Source organism: Kocuria sabuli (genome assembly GCF_040981185.1).
GTDB lineage: Bacteria > Actinomycetota > Actinomycetes > Actinomycetales > Micrococcaceae > Kocuria > Kocuria sabuli.
The window spans coordinates 328,241-346,939 of record NZ_JAVHZE010000003.1 but is presented as its reverse complement, the minus strand read 5'-3'; the positions used below and the strand labels follow the sequence as shown (position 1 = coordinate 346,939).

The 18,699-nt window shown below is 73.5% G+C and carries 17 protein-coding genes and 1 tRNA gene; 16 read left to right on the top strand and 2 right to left on the bottom strand.

Going from position 1 to position 18,699, the window contains the following annotated elements:
• Positions 1-115: 115 nt before the first annotated feature.
• The 9 genes from RE027_RS05495 to RE027_RS05455 all read left to right on the top strand — a co-directional run bounded on the left by RE027_RS05495 (position 116) and on the right by RE027_RS05455 (position 8,935).
• Positions 116-1,534: a cation:dicarboxylate symporter family transporter gene (locus tag RE027_RS05495; RefSeq protein ID WP_368807230.1), complete on the top strand. Its 1,419-nt coding sequence runs from the start codon at positions 116-118 to the stop codon at positions 1,532-1,534.
• Between the two features lie 235 nt (positions 1,535-1,769).
• The gene (locus tag RE027_RS05490; protein WP_368807229.1) at positions 1,770-2,663 is read left to right on the top strand and encodes a ParA family protein; all 894 of its coding nucleotides are present in this window, start codon (positions 1,770-1,772) and stop codon (positions 2,661-2,663) included.
• On the top strand, positions 2,663-3,580 hold the full coding sequence (locus RE027_RS05485; protein WP_368807228.1) for a segregation and condensation protein A: 918 nt from the start codon (positions 2,663-2,665) through the stop codon (positions 3,578-3,580). The genes RE027_RS05490 and RE027_RS05485 overlap by 1 nt, the downstream gene beginning before the upstream one ends.
• Complete coding sequence (gene scpB / locus RE027_RS05480) at positions 3,577-4,185, top strand: SMC-Scp complex subunit ScpB (protein WP_368807227.1); 609 nt, start codon at positions 3,577-3,579, stop codon at positions 4,183-4,185. Before RE027_RS05485 ends, scpB begins: the two co-directional genes overlap by 4 nt.
• A gap of 9 nt (positions 4,186-4,194) precedes the next feature.
• Positions 4,195-5,283: a pseudouridine synthase gene (locus RE027_RS05475; RefSeq protein WP_368807226.1), complete on the top strand. Its 1,089-nt coding sequence runs from the start codon at positions 4,195-4,197 to the stop codon at positions 5,281-5,283.
• Positions 5,284-5,292: 9 nt separating this feature from the next.
• Positions 5,293-6,411 (top strand): prephenate dehydrogenase, encoded by a 1,119-nt coding sequence (locus tag RE027_RS05470; protein WP_368807225.1) that lies wholly within the window; start codon positions 5,293-5,295, stop codon positions 6,409-6,411.
• On the top strand, positions 6,408-7,142 hold the full coding sequence (gene cmk / locus RE027_RS05465; protein ID WP_438612415.1) for a (d)CMP kinase: 735 nt from the start codon (positions 6,408-6,410) through the stop codon (positions 7,140-7,142). Before RE027_RS05470 ends, cmk begins: the two co-directional genes overlap by 4 nt.
• Before the next feature lie 75 nt (positions 7,143-7,217).
• The gene (der, locus tag RE027_RS05460; protein WP_368807224.1) at positions 7,218-8,777 is read left to right on the top strand and encodes a ribosome biogenesis GTPase Der; all 1,560 of its coding nucleotides are present in this window, start codon (positions 7,218-7,220) and stop codon (positions 8,775-8,777) included.
• Positions 8,778-8,861: 84 nt separating this feature from the next.
• Positions 8,862-8,935 (top strand) — tRNA-Pro (locus RE027_RS05455).
• Positions 8,936-9,007: 72 nt separating this feature from the next.
• Here RE027_RS05455 and RE027_RS05450 read toward each other — a convergent pair.
• Positions 9,008-9,682 (bottom strand): hypothetical protein, encoded by a 675-nt coding sequence (locus tag RE027_RS05450; RefSeq protein ID WP_368807223.1) that lies wholly within the window; start codon positions 9,680-9,682, stop codon positions 9,008-9,010.
• 236 nt (positions 9,683-9,918) lie between these two features.
• On the opposite strand from RE027_RS05450, the gene RE027_RS05445 reads away from it, so the two are divergent.
• From RE027_RS05445 to RE027_RS05420, 6 genes are all read left to right on the top strand, one after another.
• Positions 9,919-10,917, top strand: a complete 999-nt coding sequence (locus RE027_RS05445; RefSeq protein ID WP_368807222.1) for an adenosine deaminase — start codon at positions 9,919-9,921, stop codon at positions 10,915-10,917.
• 83 nt (positions 10,918-11,000) lie between these two features.
• A complete protein-coding gene (gene gcvH, locus RE027_RS05440) occupies positions 11,001-11,387 on the top strand; it encodes a glycine cleavage system protein GcvH (RefSeq protein WP_368807221.1) in 387 nt (128 codons plus the stop codon).
• A gap of 196 nt (positions 11,388-11,583) precedes the next feature.
• Positions 11,584-12,039: an FHA domain-containing protein gene (locus tag RE027_RS05435; protein WP_368807220.1), complete on the top strand. Its 456-nt coding sequence runs from the start codon at positions 11,584-11,586 to the stop codon at positions 12,037-12,039.
• Between the two features lie 9 nt (positions 12,040-12,048).
• Positions 12,049-12,789, top strand: coding sequence for a transcriptional regulator FtsR (gene ftsR / locus RE027_RS05430; protein ID WP_368807219.1), 741 nt, complete (start codon positions 12,049-12,051; stop codon positions 12,787-12,789).
• A gap of 1 nt (position 12,790) precedes the next feature.
• On the top strand, positions 12,791-13,315 hold the full coding sequence (locus RE027_RS05425; protein WP_368807218.1) for a bifunctional nuclease family protein: 525 nt from the start codon (positions 12,791-12,793) through the stop codon (positions 13,313-13,315).
• A gap of 178 nt (positions 13,316-13,493) precedes the next feature.
• Positions 13,494-14,087 (top strand): MerR family transcriptional regulator, encoded by a 594-nt coding sequence (locus tag RE027_RS05420; RefSeq protein WP_368807217.1) that lies wholly within the window; start codon positions 13,494-13,496, stop codon positions 14,085-14,087.
• A gap of 22 nt (positions 14,088-14,109) precedes the next feature.
• On the opposite strand, the gene RE027_RS05415 is transcribed toward RE027_RS05420, so the two are convergent.
• Entirely contained in the window at positions 14,110-14,898 is a 789-nt protein-coding gene (locus RE027_RS05415; protein ID WP_368807216.1) for a ParA family protein, read from the bottom strand.
• A gap of 330 nt (positions 14,899-15,228) precedes the next feature.
• Between RE027_RS05415 and RE027_RS05410 the strand changes: the two genes are divergently transcribed.
• Positions 15,229-18,681: a pyruvate carboxylase gene (locus RE027_RS05410; RefSeq protein ID WP_368807215.1), complete on the top strand. Its 3,453-nt coding sequence runs from the start codon at positions 15,229-15,231 to the stop codon at positions 18,679-18,681.
• Positions 18,682-18,699: the final 18 nt, after the last annotated feature.

The following is an 18,699-nucleotide window of genomic DNA, read 5'->3' as shown; positions in this document are numbered from 1 at the left end:
GGGCGTCACGACCATTATGACCACAACGCGACAGGGCGCCGGCCGCCGGTGAGACTCGTCACATCGCCCGAATCCCGGGCCCCGCGCGCCACCCACCCGCACCGTCAGGAGAAGCATGGCCACCGTCGCCACGGACCCCGTCGACCCGCAACGGCCCGTCCAGAAGCCGAAGAAGGACAAGACGCACTACCTGTACGTCTTCGTGATCATCGCCGTCGTCGCCGGCGCCGTCCTGGGTCTCGTGGCCCCCGAGTTCGCCCGGACGCTCAAGCCCGTCGGCACCGCGTTCATCGCCCTGATCAAGATGATGATCGCCCCCATCATCTTCTGCACGATCGTCCTGGGCGTCGGCTCCATCGCCAAGGCGGCGACCGTCGGCAAGGTCGGCGGCCTGGCCCTGGCCTACTTCATGGCGATGTCCACCGTCGCGCTGGCCATCGGCCTGGTCGTGGGCAACCTGATCCACCCGGGCGAGGGCCTGAACATCCAGGGCTCCGAGTACGAGATCACGGACACCGGCCACGGCGACGGCGAGGGCGGGACGATCGGGTTCCTGCTCGGCATCATCCCCACCACGCTGCTGTCCTCCCTGACCGCGGGCAACATCCTGCAGACCCTGTTCGTGGCCCTGATCGTGGGCTTCGCCCTGCAGCAGATGGGCCCGGCCGGCAAGCCCGTGCTCCAGGCCGTCGGCTACCTCCAGGCCCTGGTCTTCCGGATCCTGATCATGGTCATGTGGGTCGCCCCGATCGGCGCCTTCGGCGCGATCGCCGGCGTGGTCGGCGAGACCGGCGTGCAGGCCATCGTCTCCATGGCCACCCTGATGGTCGCCTTCTACCTCACCTGCGTCCTGTTCATCGTGCTGATCCTGGGCGGGCTGCTCAAGGCGGTCACCGGGATCAACATCTTCCGGCTCATGAAGTACCTGGGGCGCGAGTACCTGCTGATCTTCTCGACCTCCTCCTCCGAGGCCGCCCTGCCCCGGCTCATCGCCAAGATGGAGCACGCCGGCGTCTCCAAGCCCGTGGTCGGCGTGACCGTTCCGACCGGCTACTCCTTCAACCTGGACGGCACCGCCATCTACCTGACCATGGCCGCCCTGTTCGTCGCCTCCGCCATGGGCAACCCCCTGGCCCTGGGTGAGCAGGTCTCCCTGCTGGTGTTCATGATCATCGCCTCCAAGGGCGCCGCCGGGGTCACCGGCGCCGGACTGGCCACCCTCGCCGGCGGCCTGCAGTCGCACCGCCCGGACCTGGTCGACGGCGTGGGCATCATCGTGGGCATCGACCGGTTCATGTCCGAGGCGCGCGCCCTGACGAACTTCACGGGCAACGCGGTCGCCACCCTGCTGATCGGCAAGTGGACCCGCGAGATCGATCTCGCCCAGGTCGAGCGCGTGCTCTCGGGGCAGGACAAGTTCGACGAGTCCACCATGACCGCCCACTCGCACGGCGGCCCCGAGCGCGGCTCCGACGCCGCCCCGGTCGAGGACTCCGTCGCCGAGAAGGTCGAGGCCGCCGCCGGCGCGCGCTGAGCGCCGGTCCCCGCCGCCCGCGCCCGCCGCACCCCACCGGGTCCGGCGGGCGCGGGTCGTCCGCGTCCGGCCCGGGCCCGCCGCCGCGGCAATTCGGGACCGGCAGGCCGCGGCGGTACGCTGGTGGCTGATCGAGTCCAGGAAAACCCCAGGTCGGCCGCACCGGCCCGGGCCGCCCCGCGCCCGGGCCGGCCCACCCACGACAGCGACCACGAACGAAAGAGCGGTGCCACGAGTGAGCCAGCGAAGCGACGAGAGGATCCCCGGAACGGGCGAGACCGCGGCGGGAGACCTGGGCCACACCGGCCGCCCCGTCCGCAGCTTCCCCGAGCCGCCCGAGCTCTCCTCCCACGGGCCCGCCCGGATCATCGCGATGGTCAACCAGAAGGGCGGGGTCGGCAAGACCACCTCCACCATCAACCTCGGGGCCGCGCTCGCCGAGCTGGGGCGCAAGGTGCTGCTCGTCGACTTCGACCCGCAGGGCGCGCTCTCCGCCGGTCTCGGCGCGAACCCGCACGAGCTGGAGCTGACGGTCTACAACGTCATGATGGACCGCGCCGTGGACGTGTGGGACGTGGTCCAGGAGACCGACGTCGAGGGCATCGACCTGCTCCCCGCCAACATCGACCTCTCCGCGGCCGAGGTGCAGCTGGTCACCGAGGTGGCCCGCGAGCAGGTCCTGGCGAGCGCGCTGCGCAAGCTCGAGGAGCACTACGACGTCATCATCATCGACTGCCAGCCCTCGCTGGGCCTGCTCACCGTCAACGCGCTGACCGCCGCCCACGGGGTGGTCATCCCGCTCATCGCCGAGTTCTTCGCGCTGCGCGCCGTGGCGCTGCTCGTGGACTCCATCGAGAAGGTCCAGGACCGGCTCAACCCCCGCCTGCAGATCGACGGCGTGCTCGCCACGATGTTCGACTCCCGCACGCTGCACTCGCGCGAGGTCATGGCCCGGATCGTCGACGCGTTCGGGGACAAGGTCTTCGACACGGTGATCAAGCGCACCGTGAAGTTCCCGGACGCCACGGTGGCCGCCGAGCCCATCCTGTCCTTCGCCACCGCCCACCCGGGCGCCGAGTCCTACCGCCAGCTGGCGCGGGAGCTGATCTCGCGCGGCGGCGCGCCCTGATGCACTCCCAGGAGCTGCCGGAGCCCTCGGGGCCCGGCGGCTTCGCGGTGCGGCTGGAGGACTTCGCGGGGCCCTTCGAGGTGCTGCTGTCCTTGATCGCCAAGCACGAGCTGGACATCACCCGGATCGCGCTGGCCACCGTCACCGACGAGTTCCTCCAGTACGTGCGCGCCCTGCACGACGTCGGGTCGGCCCGTGCCCTCGACGAGGCCAGCGAGTTCCTCGTGGTCGCCGCGACCCTCCTGGACCTCAAGGCCGCCCGGTTGCTGCCCCGCGGCGAGGTCGAGGACGAGGAGGACGTGGCCCTGCTCGAGGCCCGGGACCTGCTCTTCGCCCGGCTGCTGCAGTACAAGGCCTTCAAGGAGGTCGCCGGCCTGCTCGACGAGCGGATGCGGGCCGAGTCCGCCCGCCGGCCCCGGGTCGTGCCCCTGGAGCCCGAGGTCGCCGCGGTCCTGCCCGAGCTCGACTGGCGCACCACCCCCGAGCAGCTCGCCGGGATCGCCCGCGCGGTGCTCGAGGCCCGGCCGGGGACGCCCGCGGAGGTCGGCCTCGACCACCTGCACGGGGCCGCGGTCACCGTCCGGGACGAGGCCGGGACGCTCGTCGGGCTGCTGGAGGACGGGGTGCCGCGCTCCTTCCGCGCGCTCGTGGCCGGTGCCGGGTCCACCCTGGCCGTGGTCGTGCGCTTCCTGGCGCTGCTGGAGATGTTCCGCGACGCCGTGGTCGAGCTCTCCCAGGAGACCCCGCTGGGGGAGCTCACGGTGCGCTGGACCGGTGCGGACAGCGGGTGGACCGCCGAGCGTCTCGCCGCGGACGGGGCCGCGGAGGGCACCACGGACGACTCCGCGAGCGCCGGTGGCGCCGCGGCCTGTCCCGTCAGCACCGCGGCCGGGACCCCGGTGGGGGTGCCCGCGTGAGCGCCGGGACCGGTCCGGTCCTCGAAGGGCTGCCCGGCGGGGTGCAGGCCGCGGTCGAGGCCATCCTGATGGTCGCCGACGAACCCGTCAGCGAGTACGAGATCGCCGCCGCCCTGGTGGTCCCCGTCGCCACGGTGCAGCGGGTCCTGGATCGGCTCCGCGCGGAGTACGACGGACGGGCGGCGGATCTGGGGTATGCTGGAACGTTGGTGCCGCGCGGGTTCGAGCTGCGCAGCACCGGTGCCGGTTGGCGGATCTACTCCCGCAGCGAGTTCGCCCCCGTCGTCTCCGCGTTCGTCGCGGAAGGACAGACCGCCCGGTTGTCCCAGGCGGCCCTGGAGACCCTGGCCGTCGTGGCGTACCGCCAGCCCGTGAGCCGAGGGCGGATCTCCGCGATCCGCGGGGTGAACGTCGACGGCGTCGTCCGCACCCTCGTGCAGCGGGGGCTGATCCGCGAGCTCGAGCGGGACGGCGAGTCCGGTGCCCTGCGCTACGGCACCACCACGTTCTTCCTGGAGAAGATGGGCATCGGGTCGCTCGACGAGCTCCCCGACCTCGCTCCTCATCTGCCGGGCATCGACCAACTCGACCACTACGAGGACTGAGACACCACCATGGCCACTTCACGTTCATCATCCGGCCGCCCTGGGCCCGGCGGCCGCCGGGGCCCCGGCGCCCAGGGCGGAAAGCCCCGGACCGGCCAGGGCGGCAAGACCTTCCAGGGCGGCCGCGGCGGGACCGGCCGCGGTGCGGCCTCGGGCGGTACCACGCGGGGCGGGTCCGCCCAGGGCGGCACCGCGAAGGGCGGCGCGGCCAAGGGCGGTGCCGCGAAGGGCGCCGCCCCGGAGCGCGGCCCCCGGCCGTTCGCCTCCTCCGAGAAGAGCGCCCGGCGGATGCCGGCCACCCCCTACCGCCCGCCGCACCGCAAGCGGCGGCCCAAGAACCCGCCCGTGGACCGGCTCGACCAGCACGACCCGAACGGGGTGCGCCTGCAGAAGCTCATGGCGCAGGCCGGGGTGGCCTCGCGACGGGTGTGCGAGGAGATGATCGAGGCCGGCCGGGTGCAGATCAACGGGGAGACCGTCACCGAGCTCGGCATCCGCGTGGACCCCGCCACCGTCGAGATCCACGTGGACGGCGTCCGCGTCCAGCTCGACGAGAACCTGGTCTACTACGCCTTCAACAAGCCCGAGGGCGTGCTCTCCACCATGGAGGACCCCGAGGGCCGCCCCTGCGTGGCCGACTACCTGAACAACCAGAAGAACGAGCGAGTGTTCCACGTGGGCCGGCTCGACGTCGAGACCGAGGGCCTGCTGCTGCTCACCAACGACGGCGAGCTGACCAACCGGCTCACCCACCCCTCCTACGAGGTGCCCAAGACCTACCTCGTGCAGGTCCGCGGGCCCATGGACAAGGGCATCGGCGCGGCCATGAAGGCCGGCGTCGAGCTCGAGGACGGCATCGCCTCCGTCGACTCGTTCCGGCTCGTGGACTCCACGCCGGGCCACCTCCTGGTGGAGGTCGTCCTGCACTCCGGGCGCAACCGGATCGTGCGCCGCCTCTTCGACGCGGTGGGCCACCCCGTGGAGAAGCTCGTGCGCACCCAGGTCGGTCCCATCCGGATCGGCGACCAGCGCCAGGGCACGATCCGCAGGCTGTCCAGGACCGAGGTCGGACACCTCCTCGCCTCGGTGGGCATGTAAGGAGCACCGGTGACGCAGACCTCCTCCGCCCGGCCGGCCCCCGCGGCGACCACCGGTCCCGTCCTCGTGGTGGGCGCGGGCCTGCTCGGCGCCAGCATCGGGCTGGGCCTGCGCCACCTGGGCGTGGACGTGTGGCTGCAGGACGCCTCGCCCACCGCCGAGGCCGTCGCCCAGGACATCGGCGCCGGCCGCTCCTGCCGCGCCGCCGGGCCGCCGCCGGAGCCGGCCCTCGTCGTCGTCGCCACCCCGCCCGACGTCACGGCGCAGACCGTGACCGAGGCGCTGGGCCGCCACCCGGGCGCCGTCGTCCTCGACATCGCCTCCGTCAAGGAGGCCGTGCTCGAGGGCGTGCGCGAGCTCGGCGGCGACCTCGCCCGGTACGTGGGCACCCACCCCATGGCCGGGCGCGAGAAGTCCGGGCCGGTGGCCGCCCGCGGCGAGCTGTTCACCTCCATGCCCTGGGTCGTGTGCGACTCCGGGAGCTCCTCGCCCGCGGCGCTGGCCGCGGCGAAGAACCTCGCGGTGGACCTCGGGGCGACCGTCACCTTCATGGACGCCCGGGAGCACGACGCCACGGTGGCGCTGATCTCCCACCTGCCGCAGGTGATGTCCTCGCTGCTGGCCTCCCGGCTGCAGGACACCCCGTTGCACCACCTCTCCCTCGCGGGGCAGGGCCTGCGGGACACCACCCGCATCGCGGCGTCCGACCCCCACCTGTGGGTCCAGATCCTCTCCGCCAACGCCGGGCCGCTCGTGGCGTCCCTGCACGGGGTGCGCCAGGACCTCGACCGCCTCATCGCCACCCTCGAGGGCCCCGAGGCCCCCGGCGCGCGGCTGGACATCGCCCAGCTGATCGCCGAGGGCAACGCGGGCCGGGCCCGGATCCCGGGCAAGCACGGCGGGGCGCCGCGCGCGTTCGCGACCCTGACCGTCCTCGTGGGCGACGTGCCCGGGCAGATCGCCCGGCTGCTCACCGAGATCGGGGAGATCGGCGTCAACCTCGAGGACCTGCGCCTCGAGCACTCCCCGGGCCAGCCCGTGGGCCTCGCCGAGGTCTCCGTGCTGCCCAACCGCCGCAAGGAACTCGTCGAGGCGCTCCAGGAGCGCGGATGGAAGGTCGTGCAGTGAACACCGGAACGAACACCGCCGCCCCGCAGGGCGGGGCACCGCTCCCCGCCCCGGCCGGGCACGAGCTCGTCGTCGCGATCGACGGGCCCTCCGGCTCGGGCAAGTCCAGCGTGTCCAAGGAGGTGGCCCGCCGCTTCGGGCTGGCCTACCTGGACACCGGGGCGATGTACCGGGCGCTGACGTGGTGGTGCCTCGACCGCGGGGTGGACCTCGCCGACGCCGACGCCGTGGTGCAGGCCGCCCGCAGCTTCCCGCTCGACCAGGGCACCGACCCCGACCGGGAGCAGGTCCTCGTGGACGGCACCGACGTGGGCGCGGAGATCCGGGGCGCCCGCGTCACCGGGGCGGTCAGCGCCGTGGCCACCAACCCGGCGGCCCGCGAGGTCCTGGTGGCCCGCCAGCAGGACCTCATCGCCGGCAGCGGCCGGCGGATCGTGGCCGAGGGGCGGGACGTCACCACCGTGGTGGCCCCGGACGCCCACGCCCGGATCCTGCTCACCGCCGACGAGCGGGCCCGGATGGCCCGCCGCGGCCTGCAGAACGGCGGGGTCGAGGACGCCGAGCAGCTGCGGGCCCAGGTCGTGGGCCGGGACGCGAAGGACTCCACGGTCGTGAACTTCACCGAGGCCGCCGACGGCGTCGTGACCGTCGACTCCTCCGAGCTCACGGTCGAGCAGACCGTCCAGGCCGTGATCGACGTGGTCGTCCGGGCCGCCGGCCGCCCCGCCTAGACTGGCCCCGGGTCCACCCCCCTCACCTTTTTCACGCACCCCGACCGGCCGCACCCGGCCCAGCGAAGGACAGCCATGACCGGCAACCCCGACAACTCCGCGCCCGAGGGCGCCCACGACCCGTACGAGGCCGAGATCCTCGGCGGCACCACCGACGACGTCGCCGAGCGGCTCGCGGCCATCGGCGACGAGGAGGCCGAACAGCGTGCGCAGGCCCTGCGGGCCGGGCTCGAGGACTACGAGCTGGACGAGGAGGACGCCGCGCTGCTCGCGGAGTGGGCCGAGGGCGAGGACCAGGCCCCGGTGCACCGCCCCGCCCCCGTGCTCGCCATCGTGGGCCGGCCCAACGTCGGCAAGTCGACGCTGGTCAACCGCATCCTCGGCCGGCGCGAGGCCGTCGTGGAGGACACCCCGGGCGTGACCCGGGACCGCGTCTCCTACCGGGCCACCTGGAACGGGCGCAACTTCACCCTCGTGGACACGGGCGGGTGGGAGTACGACGCCAAGGGCATCAACGCCCGCGTCGCCGAGCAGGCCGAGATGGCGGTGGAGTTCGCCGACGCCGTCCTGCTCGTGCTCGACGCCACCGTGGGCGTGACGGCCGCCGACGAGGCGATCGTCAAGATGCTGCGCCGGGTCAAGAAGCCCGTGATCCTGGTCGCCAACAAGGTGGACTCCCCGCAGCTCGAGGTCGAGGCCACCTACCTGTGGTCCCTGGGCATGGGGGAGCCGCACCCGGTCTCCGCCCTGCACGGGCGCGGCGCCGCGGACGTCCTGGACGCCGTCCTGGACGTGCTGCCCGAGTTCTCCGCCGTGGCCGAGACCGAGCTCACCGGCGGCCCCCGCCGCGTGGCGCTGATCGGGCGCCCCAACGTGGGGAAGTCCTCGCTGCTCAACAAGCTGGCCGGCTCCGAGCGCGTCGTCGTCGACCCCCTGGCCGGGACCACCCGCGACCCGGTCGACGAGCTGATCGAGCTCGGCGGCAAGCCGTGGCGCTTCATCGACACGGCCGGCATCCGCCGCCGCGTGCACATGGCCCAGGGCGCGGACTTCTACGCGTCCCTGCGCACCCAGGCCGCCCTCGAGCGCGCCGAGGTGGCCGTGGTGCTGCTGGCCTCCGACGAGGTGCTCTCCGAGCAGGACGTGCGCATCCTGCAGCTGGCCGTGGACTCGGGGCGCGCCCTGGTGCTCACGTTCAACAAGTGGGACCTCATGGACGAGGACCGCCGCTACTACCTGGAGCGGGAGATCGACCGCGACCTCGCGCACGTGGCGTGGGCGCCGCGGGTGAACGTCTCCGCGAAGACCGGCTGGCACAAGGACAAGCTGGTCCCCGCGCTGGAGACGGCCCTCGCCTCCTGGGACACCCGCGTCCCCACCGGCCGGCTCAATGCCTTCCTCGGCGAGATCGTGGCCGCCCACCCGCACCCCGTGCGCGGTGGCAAGCAGCCCCGGATCCTCTTCGGCACCCAGGCGTCCTCGCGGCCGCCGCGCTTCGTGCTCTTCACCACCGGGTTCCTCGACCCCGGGTACCGCCGCTTCATCACCCGCCGGCTGCGGGAGACCTTCGGCTTCGAGGGCACCCCGATCGAGGTCAGCATGCGGGTGCGCGAGAAGCGCAGCCGCAAGCGCTGAGCCGCGGTGCGCCCCGAGATGAATTCCGCCCCGGGTTCCTGTAATGTGATGCGAGTGCTCGGGGCGGAGACGTACTGAGCACTTCGGGCTGTGGCGCAGCTTGGTAGCGCACTTGACTGGGGGTCAAGGGGTCGCAGGTTCAAATCCTGTCAGCCCGACGATTCGAGGCCGGTGGACCGCGGGAACGCGGGCCACCGGCCTCTGTCGTGCCCGGGTCCCGGGCCGGGTGCTCAGCCCGTGAGGTCGTCGTCGGTGACGAAGAACCGCACGCGCCCCGGGTCCTGCGGGAACTCCTGCACGAGCTCCGCGGTGAGGTGCAGGCCGTCCCGGGAGGCGGTGAGCAGCTCGCCGCCCGCGAGCCGTTCGGCCGGGACCTCCGGGGACGGCCGCTCCTCCTCGGGGCCGGGCAGCGGTGGTTCGTCGAGGACCTCCACCTGCCAGCCCTCCTCCTGGAGCTGCGGCCCGTAGTGTGCCTGGAGCTCGACGAGCGACAGGTCCGTGCCGAACTCCGCGTAGCAGCCGAACTCCATCCTGCCGTCGGGCTCGAGCGGCTGCCCGGCCGGCGTCGAGAGCTCCGCGAGCGCCGACTCCTCGGCCTCGCCGCACTCGGTGAGCGGAGCCGTGGCGACGCCCAGGGCGGCGAGCCCGGCGGTGAGGGCGCCCGAGACCAGAGGGACGGCCAGCACGGCCCAGCGGCGCCGCGCCGTCAGGAGCACGATCAGCACGAGCGCGAGCAGCGCCTGGAGCATCGCCAGGACGTGGGACCAGCCGCCCCAGCCGAGGCCCATGACCAGGGTGAGGAACAGGACGAGCAGCTGCAGGGCCACGGCGGCCACGACGGCGGGCCACCACCCCGGGGAGGTGCTGCGGGCACCCGTTCCCGGGCGGTCTGAGGAGGCGGCCATGGAACTCCTCTCCCTGCGGCGGGCCGGCGTGCCCGCGTGCGCACAAGCTACTCCTGCTGCGCCGGTCCCTGCGCGCGCCGCGCCGCGGCGCGCAACCGGTCGAGATCGAGGTGCGGCCGGCCCCCGGCCGTGCCGACCCCAGTGCCTCGGCCACGGCGGGGCGTCGACCGGCGCGTACACTGCTCGGGACGTCGAGCGCTCCGGTCCCGGAGCCGGACCGCGAAGGAGCACCACGAGTGAAGGACCTGTACACCCTGCCGAAGGCCGAGCTGCACCTGCACATCGAGGGCACTCTGGAGCCCGAGCTCGCGTTCGAGCTCGCCGCCCGGAACGGGGTGGAGCTGCCCTACGGCTCGGTGGGGGAGCTGCGGCGGCAGTACGACTTCGAGGACCTGTCCTCCTTCCTGGAGCTCTACTACGCCACGATGGCCGTGCTGCGCGAGGCCGCGGACTTCGAGCTCCTCACCCGTGCCTACCTCGACCGGGCGGCCGCCCAGGGGCTGCGCCACGTCGACGTCTTCTTCGACCCGCAGGCGCACGCCGCCCGCGGGGTGGGCCTGCCGACCGTGATCGACGGCATCCGCGCCGGCCTCGACGCCGCCCGCGCGCAGCACGGCATCACGAGCACGCTGCTGCTGTGCTTCCTGCGCGACCGGCCCGCCGCCGAGGCCCTCGCGCTCTTCGACTCCCTCGGGGACCAGCTCGCCCGCATCGACGGGATCGGCCTCGACTCGGCCGAGGTGGGCCACCCGCCGGCCCTGTTCGAGGAGGTCTACGCCCGGGCGCGGGCGGCGGGGCTGCACGTCGTCGCCCACGCGGGGGAGGAGGCCGGTCCCGAGTACGTCCGGGAGGCGCTGGACGTGCTGCGCGTGGAGCGGGTGGACCACGGGATCCAGTGCCTGCAGGACCCGCAGCTCGTGGACCGTCTCGTCGCCGAGCGGGTGCCGCTGACGGTGTGCCCGCAGTCGAACGTGCGCCTGCGCGTGGTCGGCGCGCTCGCGGAGCACCCGGTCCTGGAGATGCTCGAGCGCGGGCTCGTGGTCACGGTCAACTCGGACGACCCCGCCTACTTCGGCGGCTACGTCGGGGACGCCTTCCAGGGCCTGCGCGAGGCGCTCGGGCTCACGGACGAGCAGGCCGCGGCCCTGGCCCGCAACGCGGTGGACGCCTCGTTCGCCGGGACGGCGCGCAAGCGGGCGATGCACGAGGAGATCTCCGCGTGGGAGCAGGACTGATCCCGGGGGTCGCCGCACCCGGACCGGCGGGGTGGTCTGTGCCATAATCGAGCCGACCGTGCACGCCCGACCAGGAGTGACCCATGAGCAGCATCCCCGCCGACCTGTCCTACACGGCCGAGCACGAGTGGGTCACGACCCCCGGCGCCGACGGCGTGGTGCGCATCGGCATCACGGACCACGCCCAGAGCGAGCTGGGCGACGTCGTGTTCGTGCAGCTGCCCGAGGTCGGGGAGACGGTCGAGTCGGGCGCCGCCGTGGGCGAGATCGAGTCCACCAAGTCGGTGAGCGACATCTTCGCCCCGGTCTCCGGCGAGGTCACCGCGGTCAACGACCGTCTCGAGGAGGAGCCCGCGGCGGTGAACACCGAGCCCTACGGCGGGGGCTGGCTGTTCGAGGTCCGTCCCGCCGACGAGGACTACCGCTCCGGGCTCCTGGACGCGGAGGGCTACGCCGCGCAACTGGGCTGAACCGGGCCGGGCCGGTCCCGGTGCACCGGCGGCCGGGACGTGTCCCGGCCGCCCTGTCCTGTCGCCCCCACCCAGTACACTGAAAAGTGCAACCGGGTGGCTCCGGCCGCCCGCCGGGAGACCCCCGGGACGGGCGGTCGCGGGGTCGGGATCCCACGGGATCCGCCAACCATCACGTCACCAGTCGAGGGAAGAGATGTCCAGAACCCAGAACGGCTCGAACGCACCCCACGGGGAGCCGGAGACCACGTCGATCCAGATCGTGGCCGAGGTGCTCTCCCACGCCGCTTCCCACAAGCTCTCGCCGGAGGAGAACGCCGCCGTCTCGGCCCTGCCGCCGCGCAGCGCCCTCCTCGTCGCCCACGACGGCGCCGGCACCGGCTCCCGTTTCCTCCTGGACCGCGACGAGGTCCCCGCCGGGCGCCACCCGTCCTCCGAGATCTTCCTCGACGACGTCACCGTCTCGCGGCGGCACGCCCGGTTCGTCCGCCGGGGCGAGACCTTCGAGCTCATCGACTCCGGTTCCCTCAACGGCACCTACGTCAACGGGGACCGGGTGGACAGCGCGGAGCTCGACAACGGCGACGAGGTCCAGATCGGGAAGTTCCGGTTCACGTTCTACCGTTCGCTGCGCACGCAGTCGGACCAGTAGAAGGGAGCCATGGCCGACCCCGCCGAGCTCGACCCGCACCGGGACGACGTCCAGCACGAGCCCCGGGTGGGCATCAGCGCCGTGCTCAGGGAGCTCGGCGCCGATCACCCCGGCATCACGGCGTCCAAGCTGCGCTTCCTCGAGGACAAGGGACTGGTGCACCCGGCCCGTACGGCCTCGGGCTACCGGAAGTTCTCCCGGGCCGACATCGAGCGGCTGCGCCGCATCCTGGAGCTCCAGCGCGACCGCTACCTCCCGCTCAAGGTCATCCGCGAGCGCCTGGACGCCGACGGGGACCCCCGGGACGGCGACCACCGGCGCGCCCCGGAGCCCGCGGGCCCGGCCTCCGTCCCGACCGCCTCCGCACCGCCCGCCTACAGTCTTCGGGAGCTGGCCGCACGCACCGGCGCCGGGATCCCGCTCGTGCGCGAGCTGGTGAGCTACGGGCTGATCCGGGAGCAGAACGGGGTCTTCGACACCCACGCCCTGGCGATCACCCGCGCGGCGCACGCCCTCACCGCCCACGGGCTGGAGCCGCGGCACCTGCGCCCCTTCAAGGCCGCGGCCGACCGCGAGCTGGGGCTGGTGGAGCGAGCCGTGGCCCCCCTGACCTCCCGACGGGACGCCGCCTCGCGCGCCCGCGCCGTCGAGCGGGCCCAGGAGATCTCCGGGCTGTGCCTGACCATCCACACCTCCCTCGTGAGGTCCGAGATCGCCGCGCTCCAGGAGCGCGCCGCGGTGGAGAACTGACATGGCCGTGCACCAGGTCCTGATGGAGATCGCCGGCGTGCGCATGGACGTCCCCTCCGCGCAGCCCGTCGTCGTGCTGCGCGAGGTGGAGGGCGGACGGCACCTGCCGATCTGGATCGGCACGAACGAGGCGACGTCGATCGTCTTCGCGGTGCAGGGCATCGAACCGCCCCGGCCGCTGACCCACGACCTCCTGCTCTCGGTGGCCACCGCCTTCGGGCGCACGCTCACCCGGGTGCGGATCCACACCGTGGAGGAGGGCGTCTTCCACGCCGCGCTCGAGTTCTCGGACGGGACGGTCGTGGACTCCCGCGCCTCGGACGCGATCGCCCTGGCCGCGCGCACCGACTGCCCCATCCTGTGCACCGAGACCGTGCTGGACGAGGCCGGCCTCGTGATGAGCGGGGACGGCGAGCTGCGCGAGCCGTCGCACCGCTCGGGCGAGGCCGAGCAGCAGCTGCCGCCGGAGGCGCAGGTCGAGCAGTTCCGCGACTTCCTGGACAACGTCGACCCCGAGGACTTCTGACCGGACCGGCCGGCCGCCGGGCCGACACGGGGCCGGGGGCGCGGATGTCTTTGACCCCGTCACCGGCGAGGTCTAACGTCGGTGCTGTGCTCGAGGTGTCCCCCGGGGGGCCGGACGTCCGAGCGAGTCCATCCATTCCCGGCGCCGCGAGGACCGGATCCACGAGCGAGGAGGCGGCGTGAGCGAGCACGAGCGGCCCGGCGGCCCGGCCGGTCCCGACCGTCCACCCGCGCAGGGCACCCAGGGGGTCCTCTTCGCCGACTCGGTGGTCCGGGACGAGTCCGTGGGCTACCGCGGCCCCACGGCGTGCAAGGCCGCCGGCATCACCTACCGGCAGCTCGACTACTGGGCGCGCACCGGTCTGGTGGAGCCCACCGTCCGCGGTGCCGCCGGCTCCGGGACCCAGCGCCTGTACAGCTTCCGGGACATCCTGGTCCTCAAGATCGTCAAGCGGCTGCTGGACACGGGCGTCTCCCTGCAGCAGATCCGCACCGCCGTCGGGGCGCTGCGCGCGCAGGGGGTGGAGGACCTCGCCCAGCTCACGATGATGAGCGACGGCGCGAGCGTCTACGCCTGCACCTCGCCGCACGAGGTCATCGACCTGGTGCAGGGCGGCCAGGGCGTCTTCGGGATCGCGGTCGGCCGGGTCTGGCGCGAGGTCGAGGGCACACTCGCGGCGATGCCGGGGGAGCACATCGGGCAGGAGGCCGGCCCGCCCGTCCCCGACGACGAGCTCTCGGCCCGCCGGGCCCGGCGGCAGAGCGCGGGCTGAGCGACGCAGGGCTCCGCCGCTCTCAGGGCGAGCGGTCCAGCAGTCCCCGCAGGATCGCCGTGAACCGGCCCGACAGGTCCTCGGCCTCGGACCCCGGCCAGCGGTGGATGGGCCAGGCCGCGCCCTGCGCCTGCTGCCACACGGGCAGGTCCGGGATCACGGGGTTCACCAGCAGCGGCCCGAAGAGCTCTCGCAGCTCCTCCAGCCGGTGGCGGTGCTCCACCGACGCGTGCTGGACCTTGTTCACCACCACTCCGGCGGAGGGGACGGCCCAGCTGCGGCTCTGCTCGAACTGGGCGATGGCGGTCATCGTGCGCTTCGTGCCCGCGACCGAGAACAGGGAGGGCTCCGCGACCGAGAGCACCTTGTCGCTGGCGGCCCAGGCGGTGCGGGTCAGGGCGCTCAGCGTCGGAGGGCAGTCGACCAGCACGAGGTCGTAGCCCGGGACGCCGGCGAGGACCCGTTCCAGCCGGCCCAGGTCCTTGTCCCGGAACTCGGAGCGCTCGAGGTGGGACGAGCGGGCGGAGCCCGGGGCCACGTCGAGGGCCTTCGCGTCGAGACCCTCCCGCACCGCCCAGGCCGAGGCCACGACCACGCGCTCGAGGGCGCCGCGGCGGGGCCGGCGCAGCGCCTCGCCCACGTCGTGCCCCCGCTCCGGCTGCACGCCCAGGCCGGTCGTGGCGTCCGCGTGCGGATCGAGGTCCACCACGAGGGTGGGCACTCCCGCCCGGAGCGCCGCCGAGGCGATCCCGAGGGTCACCGAGGACTTGCCGACACCGCCCTTGAGGCTGCTGACGCTGACGATCTGCACGGAGGGGACACCCTTCGCTCGCGGGGAAACAGGGGAAGCGGCCCCTCGTGCCCGGGATCGGGGGCCGCGGCGAGGAGACGGTCCGCGCCCATCGTAGCCGGGAGGCGGGTCCGCCCCCGGTGCGGCACGGGACGCCCGCGTGGCCCTCTGTGACGGGGCTCACGGCTGCGTGCCGGGCGGCGTGGTTCACTTGTGGCACGGCTCACCGGGCGCGACCCGGCCGCAGCCCGTGGCGCCCATGACCGGCATGGGCGCCACGCAGCCCTGCACGACTCGAGGAAATGAGCGCCCGGGCGTCCGCGAGACGCGCCGGGCGCGGAACGGGTGTAGATGTTCTCCAAGATCCTGGTGGCCAATCGCGGTGAGATCGCGATTCGCGCCTTCCGCGCCGCGTACGAGCTCGGCGCCAAGACGGTGGCGGTGTTCCCGTACGAGGACCGCAACTCGATCCACCGGCAGAAGGCCGACGAGGCCTACCAGATCGGTGAGGAGGGCCACCCGGTGCGGGCCTACCTCGACGTCGAGGAGATCGTCCGGGTCGCCAAGGAGTCCGGGGCGGACGCGATCTACCCGGGCTACGGGTTCCTGTCGGAGAACCCGGAGCTGGCCCGGGCCGCGGCGCGGGAGGGGATCACCTTCGTGGGCCCCCGGGCCGAGATCCTCGAGCTCGCCGGGAACAAGGTCGCGGCGCTGAAGGCCGCCAAGCGCGCCGGGATCCCGACGCTGGCGTCCACGGAGCCCTCGGCGGACCCCGAGGAGCTGCTGGCGCAGGCCGAGGGGATCGGGTTCCCCATCTTCGTGAAGGCCGTGGCCGGCGGCGGCGGGCGCGGGATGCGCCGGGTGGAGACCCCGGAGGCCCTGCCCGAGGCGCTGGCGGCCGCGATGCGGGAGGCCGACACCGCGTTCGGGGACCCCACGGTGTTCCTGGAGCAGGCCGTGCTGCGGCCCCGGCACATCGAGGTGCAGATCCTCGCCGACAACGAGGGCGGGATGGTGCACCTGTTCGAGCGCGACTGCTCGCTGCAGCGCCGGCACCAGAAGGTCGTGGAGATCGCCCCGGCCCCCAACCTCGACGAGGGCATCCGCCAGGCCCTGCACCGTGATGCGGTGAAGTTCGCCAAGGAGCTGGGCTACGTCAACGCCGGCACCGTGGAGTTCCTGGTGGACACCGCCGGGGAGCGGGCCGGGCAGCACGTGTTCATCGAGATGAACCCGCGCATCCAGGTCGAGCACACCGTGACCGAGGAGATCACCGACGTCGACCTCGTGCAGTCCCAGCTGCGGATCGCGTCGGGGGAGACCCTCGCCGATCTCCGGATCGCCCAGGACGAGCTGCGCGTGCGGGGCGCGGCCCTGCAGTGCCGGATCACCACCGAGGACCCCGCCAACGGGTTCCGCCCCGACGTGGGCAGGATCTCCGCCTACCGCTCCGCCGGCGGCGCCGGCGTGCGCCTGGACGGGGGCACCGTCTACGCCGGTGCCGAGATCTCCCCGCACTTCGACTCCATGCTCGTGAAGCTCTCCTGCCGGGGCCGGGACTACCCGACCGCGGTGCACCGGGCCCAGCGGGCGCTGGCGGAGTTCCGCATCCGCGGGGTGGCCACCAACATCCAGTTCCTCCAGGCGGTGCTGGCCGACCCGGAGTTCCTGGCCGGCAACGTGGCCACCGACTTCATCGAGCGCCGCCCCGAGCTGCTGGAGGCGCGGACCTCCGGGGACCGGGCCACCAAGGCCCTCACCTGGCTGGCCGAGGTCACGGTCAACCAGCCCAACGGGGAGCGGGTGGAGGGCATCGACCCGCGCACCAAGCTGCCCCACTACCCGGGGGACAAGCAGGACGAGCCGCTGCGCTCCCCGTTCGACGGGCCCTCGACCCACGAGCCCCCCGCCGGGTGGAGGCAGCGGCTGCTGGAGCTGGGGCCCGAGGGCTTCGCGGCCGCCCTGCGCGAGCAGTCCGCGGTGGCCGTGACGTCGACGACGTTCCGCGACGCCCACCAGTCCCTGCTCGCCACCCGGGTGCGCACCCGCGACCTGCTGGCCGCCGCGCCGGCCTACGCCCACACCCTGCCCCAGCTGTTCTCGGTGGAGGCCTGGGGCGGGGCCACCTACGACGTGGCGCTGCGCTTCCTCGGCGAGGACCCCTGGGAGCGGCTGGCCCTGCTGCGCGAGGCGATGCCGAACATCCCGATCCAGATGCTGCTGCGCGGGCGCAACACCGTGGGCTACACCCCCTACCCCACGGAGGTCACCGACGCGTTCGTGGCCGAGGCGGCCGCGACGGGAGTGGACATCTTCCGGATCTTCGACGCCCTCAACGACGTCGAGCAGATGCGCCCGGCGATCGAGGCCGTCCGCAAGACGGGCACCGCGGTGGCCGAGGTCGCGCTGTGCTACACCGGCAACCTGCTGGACCCGGCCGAGGACGTCTACACCCTGGACTACTACCTCGACCTGGCCGAGAAGTGCGTGCAGGCCGGGGCGCACATCCTGGCGATCAAGGACATGGCCGGGCTGCTGCGCCCGGCTGCGGCCGCGAAGCTGGTCACCGCGCTGCGGGAGCGCTTCGAGCTGCCGGTGCACCTGCACACCCACGACACCGCCGGCGGGCAGCTGGCCACCCTGATGGCCGCCATCGACGCCGGGGTCGACGCCGTGGACGTCGCCGACGCCTCCATGGCCGGCACCACCTCCCAGGTCCCCGCCTCGGCGCTGGTCGCGGCCCTGGAGAACACCGAGCGGGACACCGGCATCCCCCTGGAGGCCGTCACGGACCTGGAGCCCTACTGGGAGGTCGTGCGCAAGATCTACGCACCGTTCGAGTCCGGGCTCACCGCGCCCACGGGGAGGGTCTACCGGCACGAGATCCCCGGCGGGCAGCTGTCCAACCTGCGCCAGCAGGCCATCGCCCTGGGCCTGGGCGAGCGCTTCGAGGCCATCGAGGACATGTACACCGCCGCCAACGCCATCCTCGGCGGGCTGGTGAAGGTCACGCCCTCCTCGAAGGTCGTCGGCGACCTCGCGCTCCAGCTCGTGGGCATGGGCGTGGACCCGAAGGAGTTCGAGGCCGACCCGCAGAAGTTCGACCTGCCCGACTCGGTCATCAGCTTCCTGGCCGGGGAGCTCGGCACCCCGCCGGCCGGCTGGCCGGAGCCGTTCCGGTCCAAGGCGCTGGAGGGACGCACCGTGAAGGTCGGGGTCACCGAGCTCGCCGCGGAGGACCGCGAGGGCCTCGGCGGGGACTCCGCCACGCGCCGGGCCACGCTGAACCGGCTGCTCTTCGCGGGTCCCACCCGTGACTTCGAGGCCAGCCGCGCCAAGTACGGCGACCTCGCCCTGCTGCACACCCGCGACTTCCTCTACGGGCTGACCACCGAGCACGAGCACGTCATCTCCCTGGGCAAGGGCGTCCGGCTCCTCGTCACCCTCCAGGCCGTCTCGGAGCCGGACGAGAAGGGCATGCGCACCGTGATGCTCACCCTTAACGGGCAGCCGCGCATGGTCGAGGTCCGCGACGCCTCGGTGGCCTCGGCGGTGCCCGCCACCGAGAAGGCCGACCCCACCGCCCCCGGCCACGTGGCCGCTCCCTTCGCGGGCGCGGTCACCGTGACCGTGGCCGAGGGCGACGCCGTCGAGGCCGGTGCCCAGGTCGCCACCATCGAGGCCATGAAGATGGAGGCGTCCATCACCGCCCCCACCGGGGGGACGGTCAAGCGCGTCGCGCTCCCGGGCGTCACCCAGGTGGCCGGCGGGGACCTGCTGCTGGTCCTCGACACGGCCGGCTGACACGGCCGGCACGAGCCG

Bases quoted from the DNA above. Each gene is read 5' to 3' on its own strand.
- RE027_RS05495 (WP_368807230.1), top strand. From the start codon at position 116: ATGGCCACCGTCGCCACGGACCCCGTCGACCCGCAACGGCCCGTCCAG.
- der (WP_368807224.1), top strand. From the start codon at position 7,218: ATGACCGGCAACCCCGACAACTCCGCGCCCGAGGGCGCCCACGACCCG.
- RE027_RS05450 (WP_368807223.1), bottom strand. From the start codon at position 9,682: ATGGCCGCCTCCTCAGACCGCCCGGGAACGGGTGCCCGCAGCACCTCC.
- RE027_RS05485 (WP_368807228.1), top strand. From the start codon at position 2,663: ATGCACTCCCAGGAGCTGCCGGAGCCCTCGGGGCCCGGCGGCTTCGCG.
- RE027_RS05475 (WP_368807226.1), top strand. From the start codon at position 4,195: ATGGCCACTTCACGTTCATCATCCGGCCGCCCTGGGCCCGGCGGCCGC.
- RE027_RS05435 (WP_368807220.1), top strand. From the start codon at position 11,584: ATGTCCAGAACCCAGAACGGCTCGAACGCACCCCACGGGGAGCCGGAG.
- RE027_RS05410 (WP_368807215.1), top strand. From the start codon at position 15,229: ATGTTCTCCAAGATCCTGGTGGCCAATCGCGGTGAGATCGCGATTCGC.
- RE027_RS05425 (WP_368807218.1), top strand. From the start codon at position 12,791: ATGGCCGTGCACCAGGTCCTGATGGAGATCGCCGGCGTGCGCATGGAC.
- ftsR (WP_368807219.1), top strand. From the start codon at position 12,049: ATGGCCGACCCCGCCGAGCTCGACCCGCACCGGGACGACGTCCAGCAC.
- gcvH (WP_368807221.1), top strand. From the start codon at position 11,001: ATGAGCAGCATCCCCGCCGACCTGTCCTACACGGCCGAGCACGAGTGG.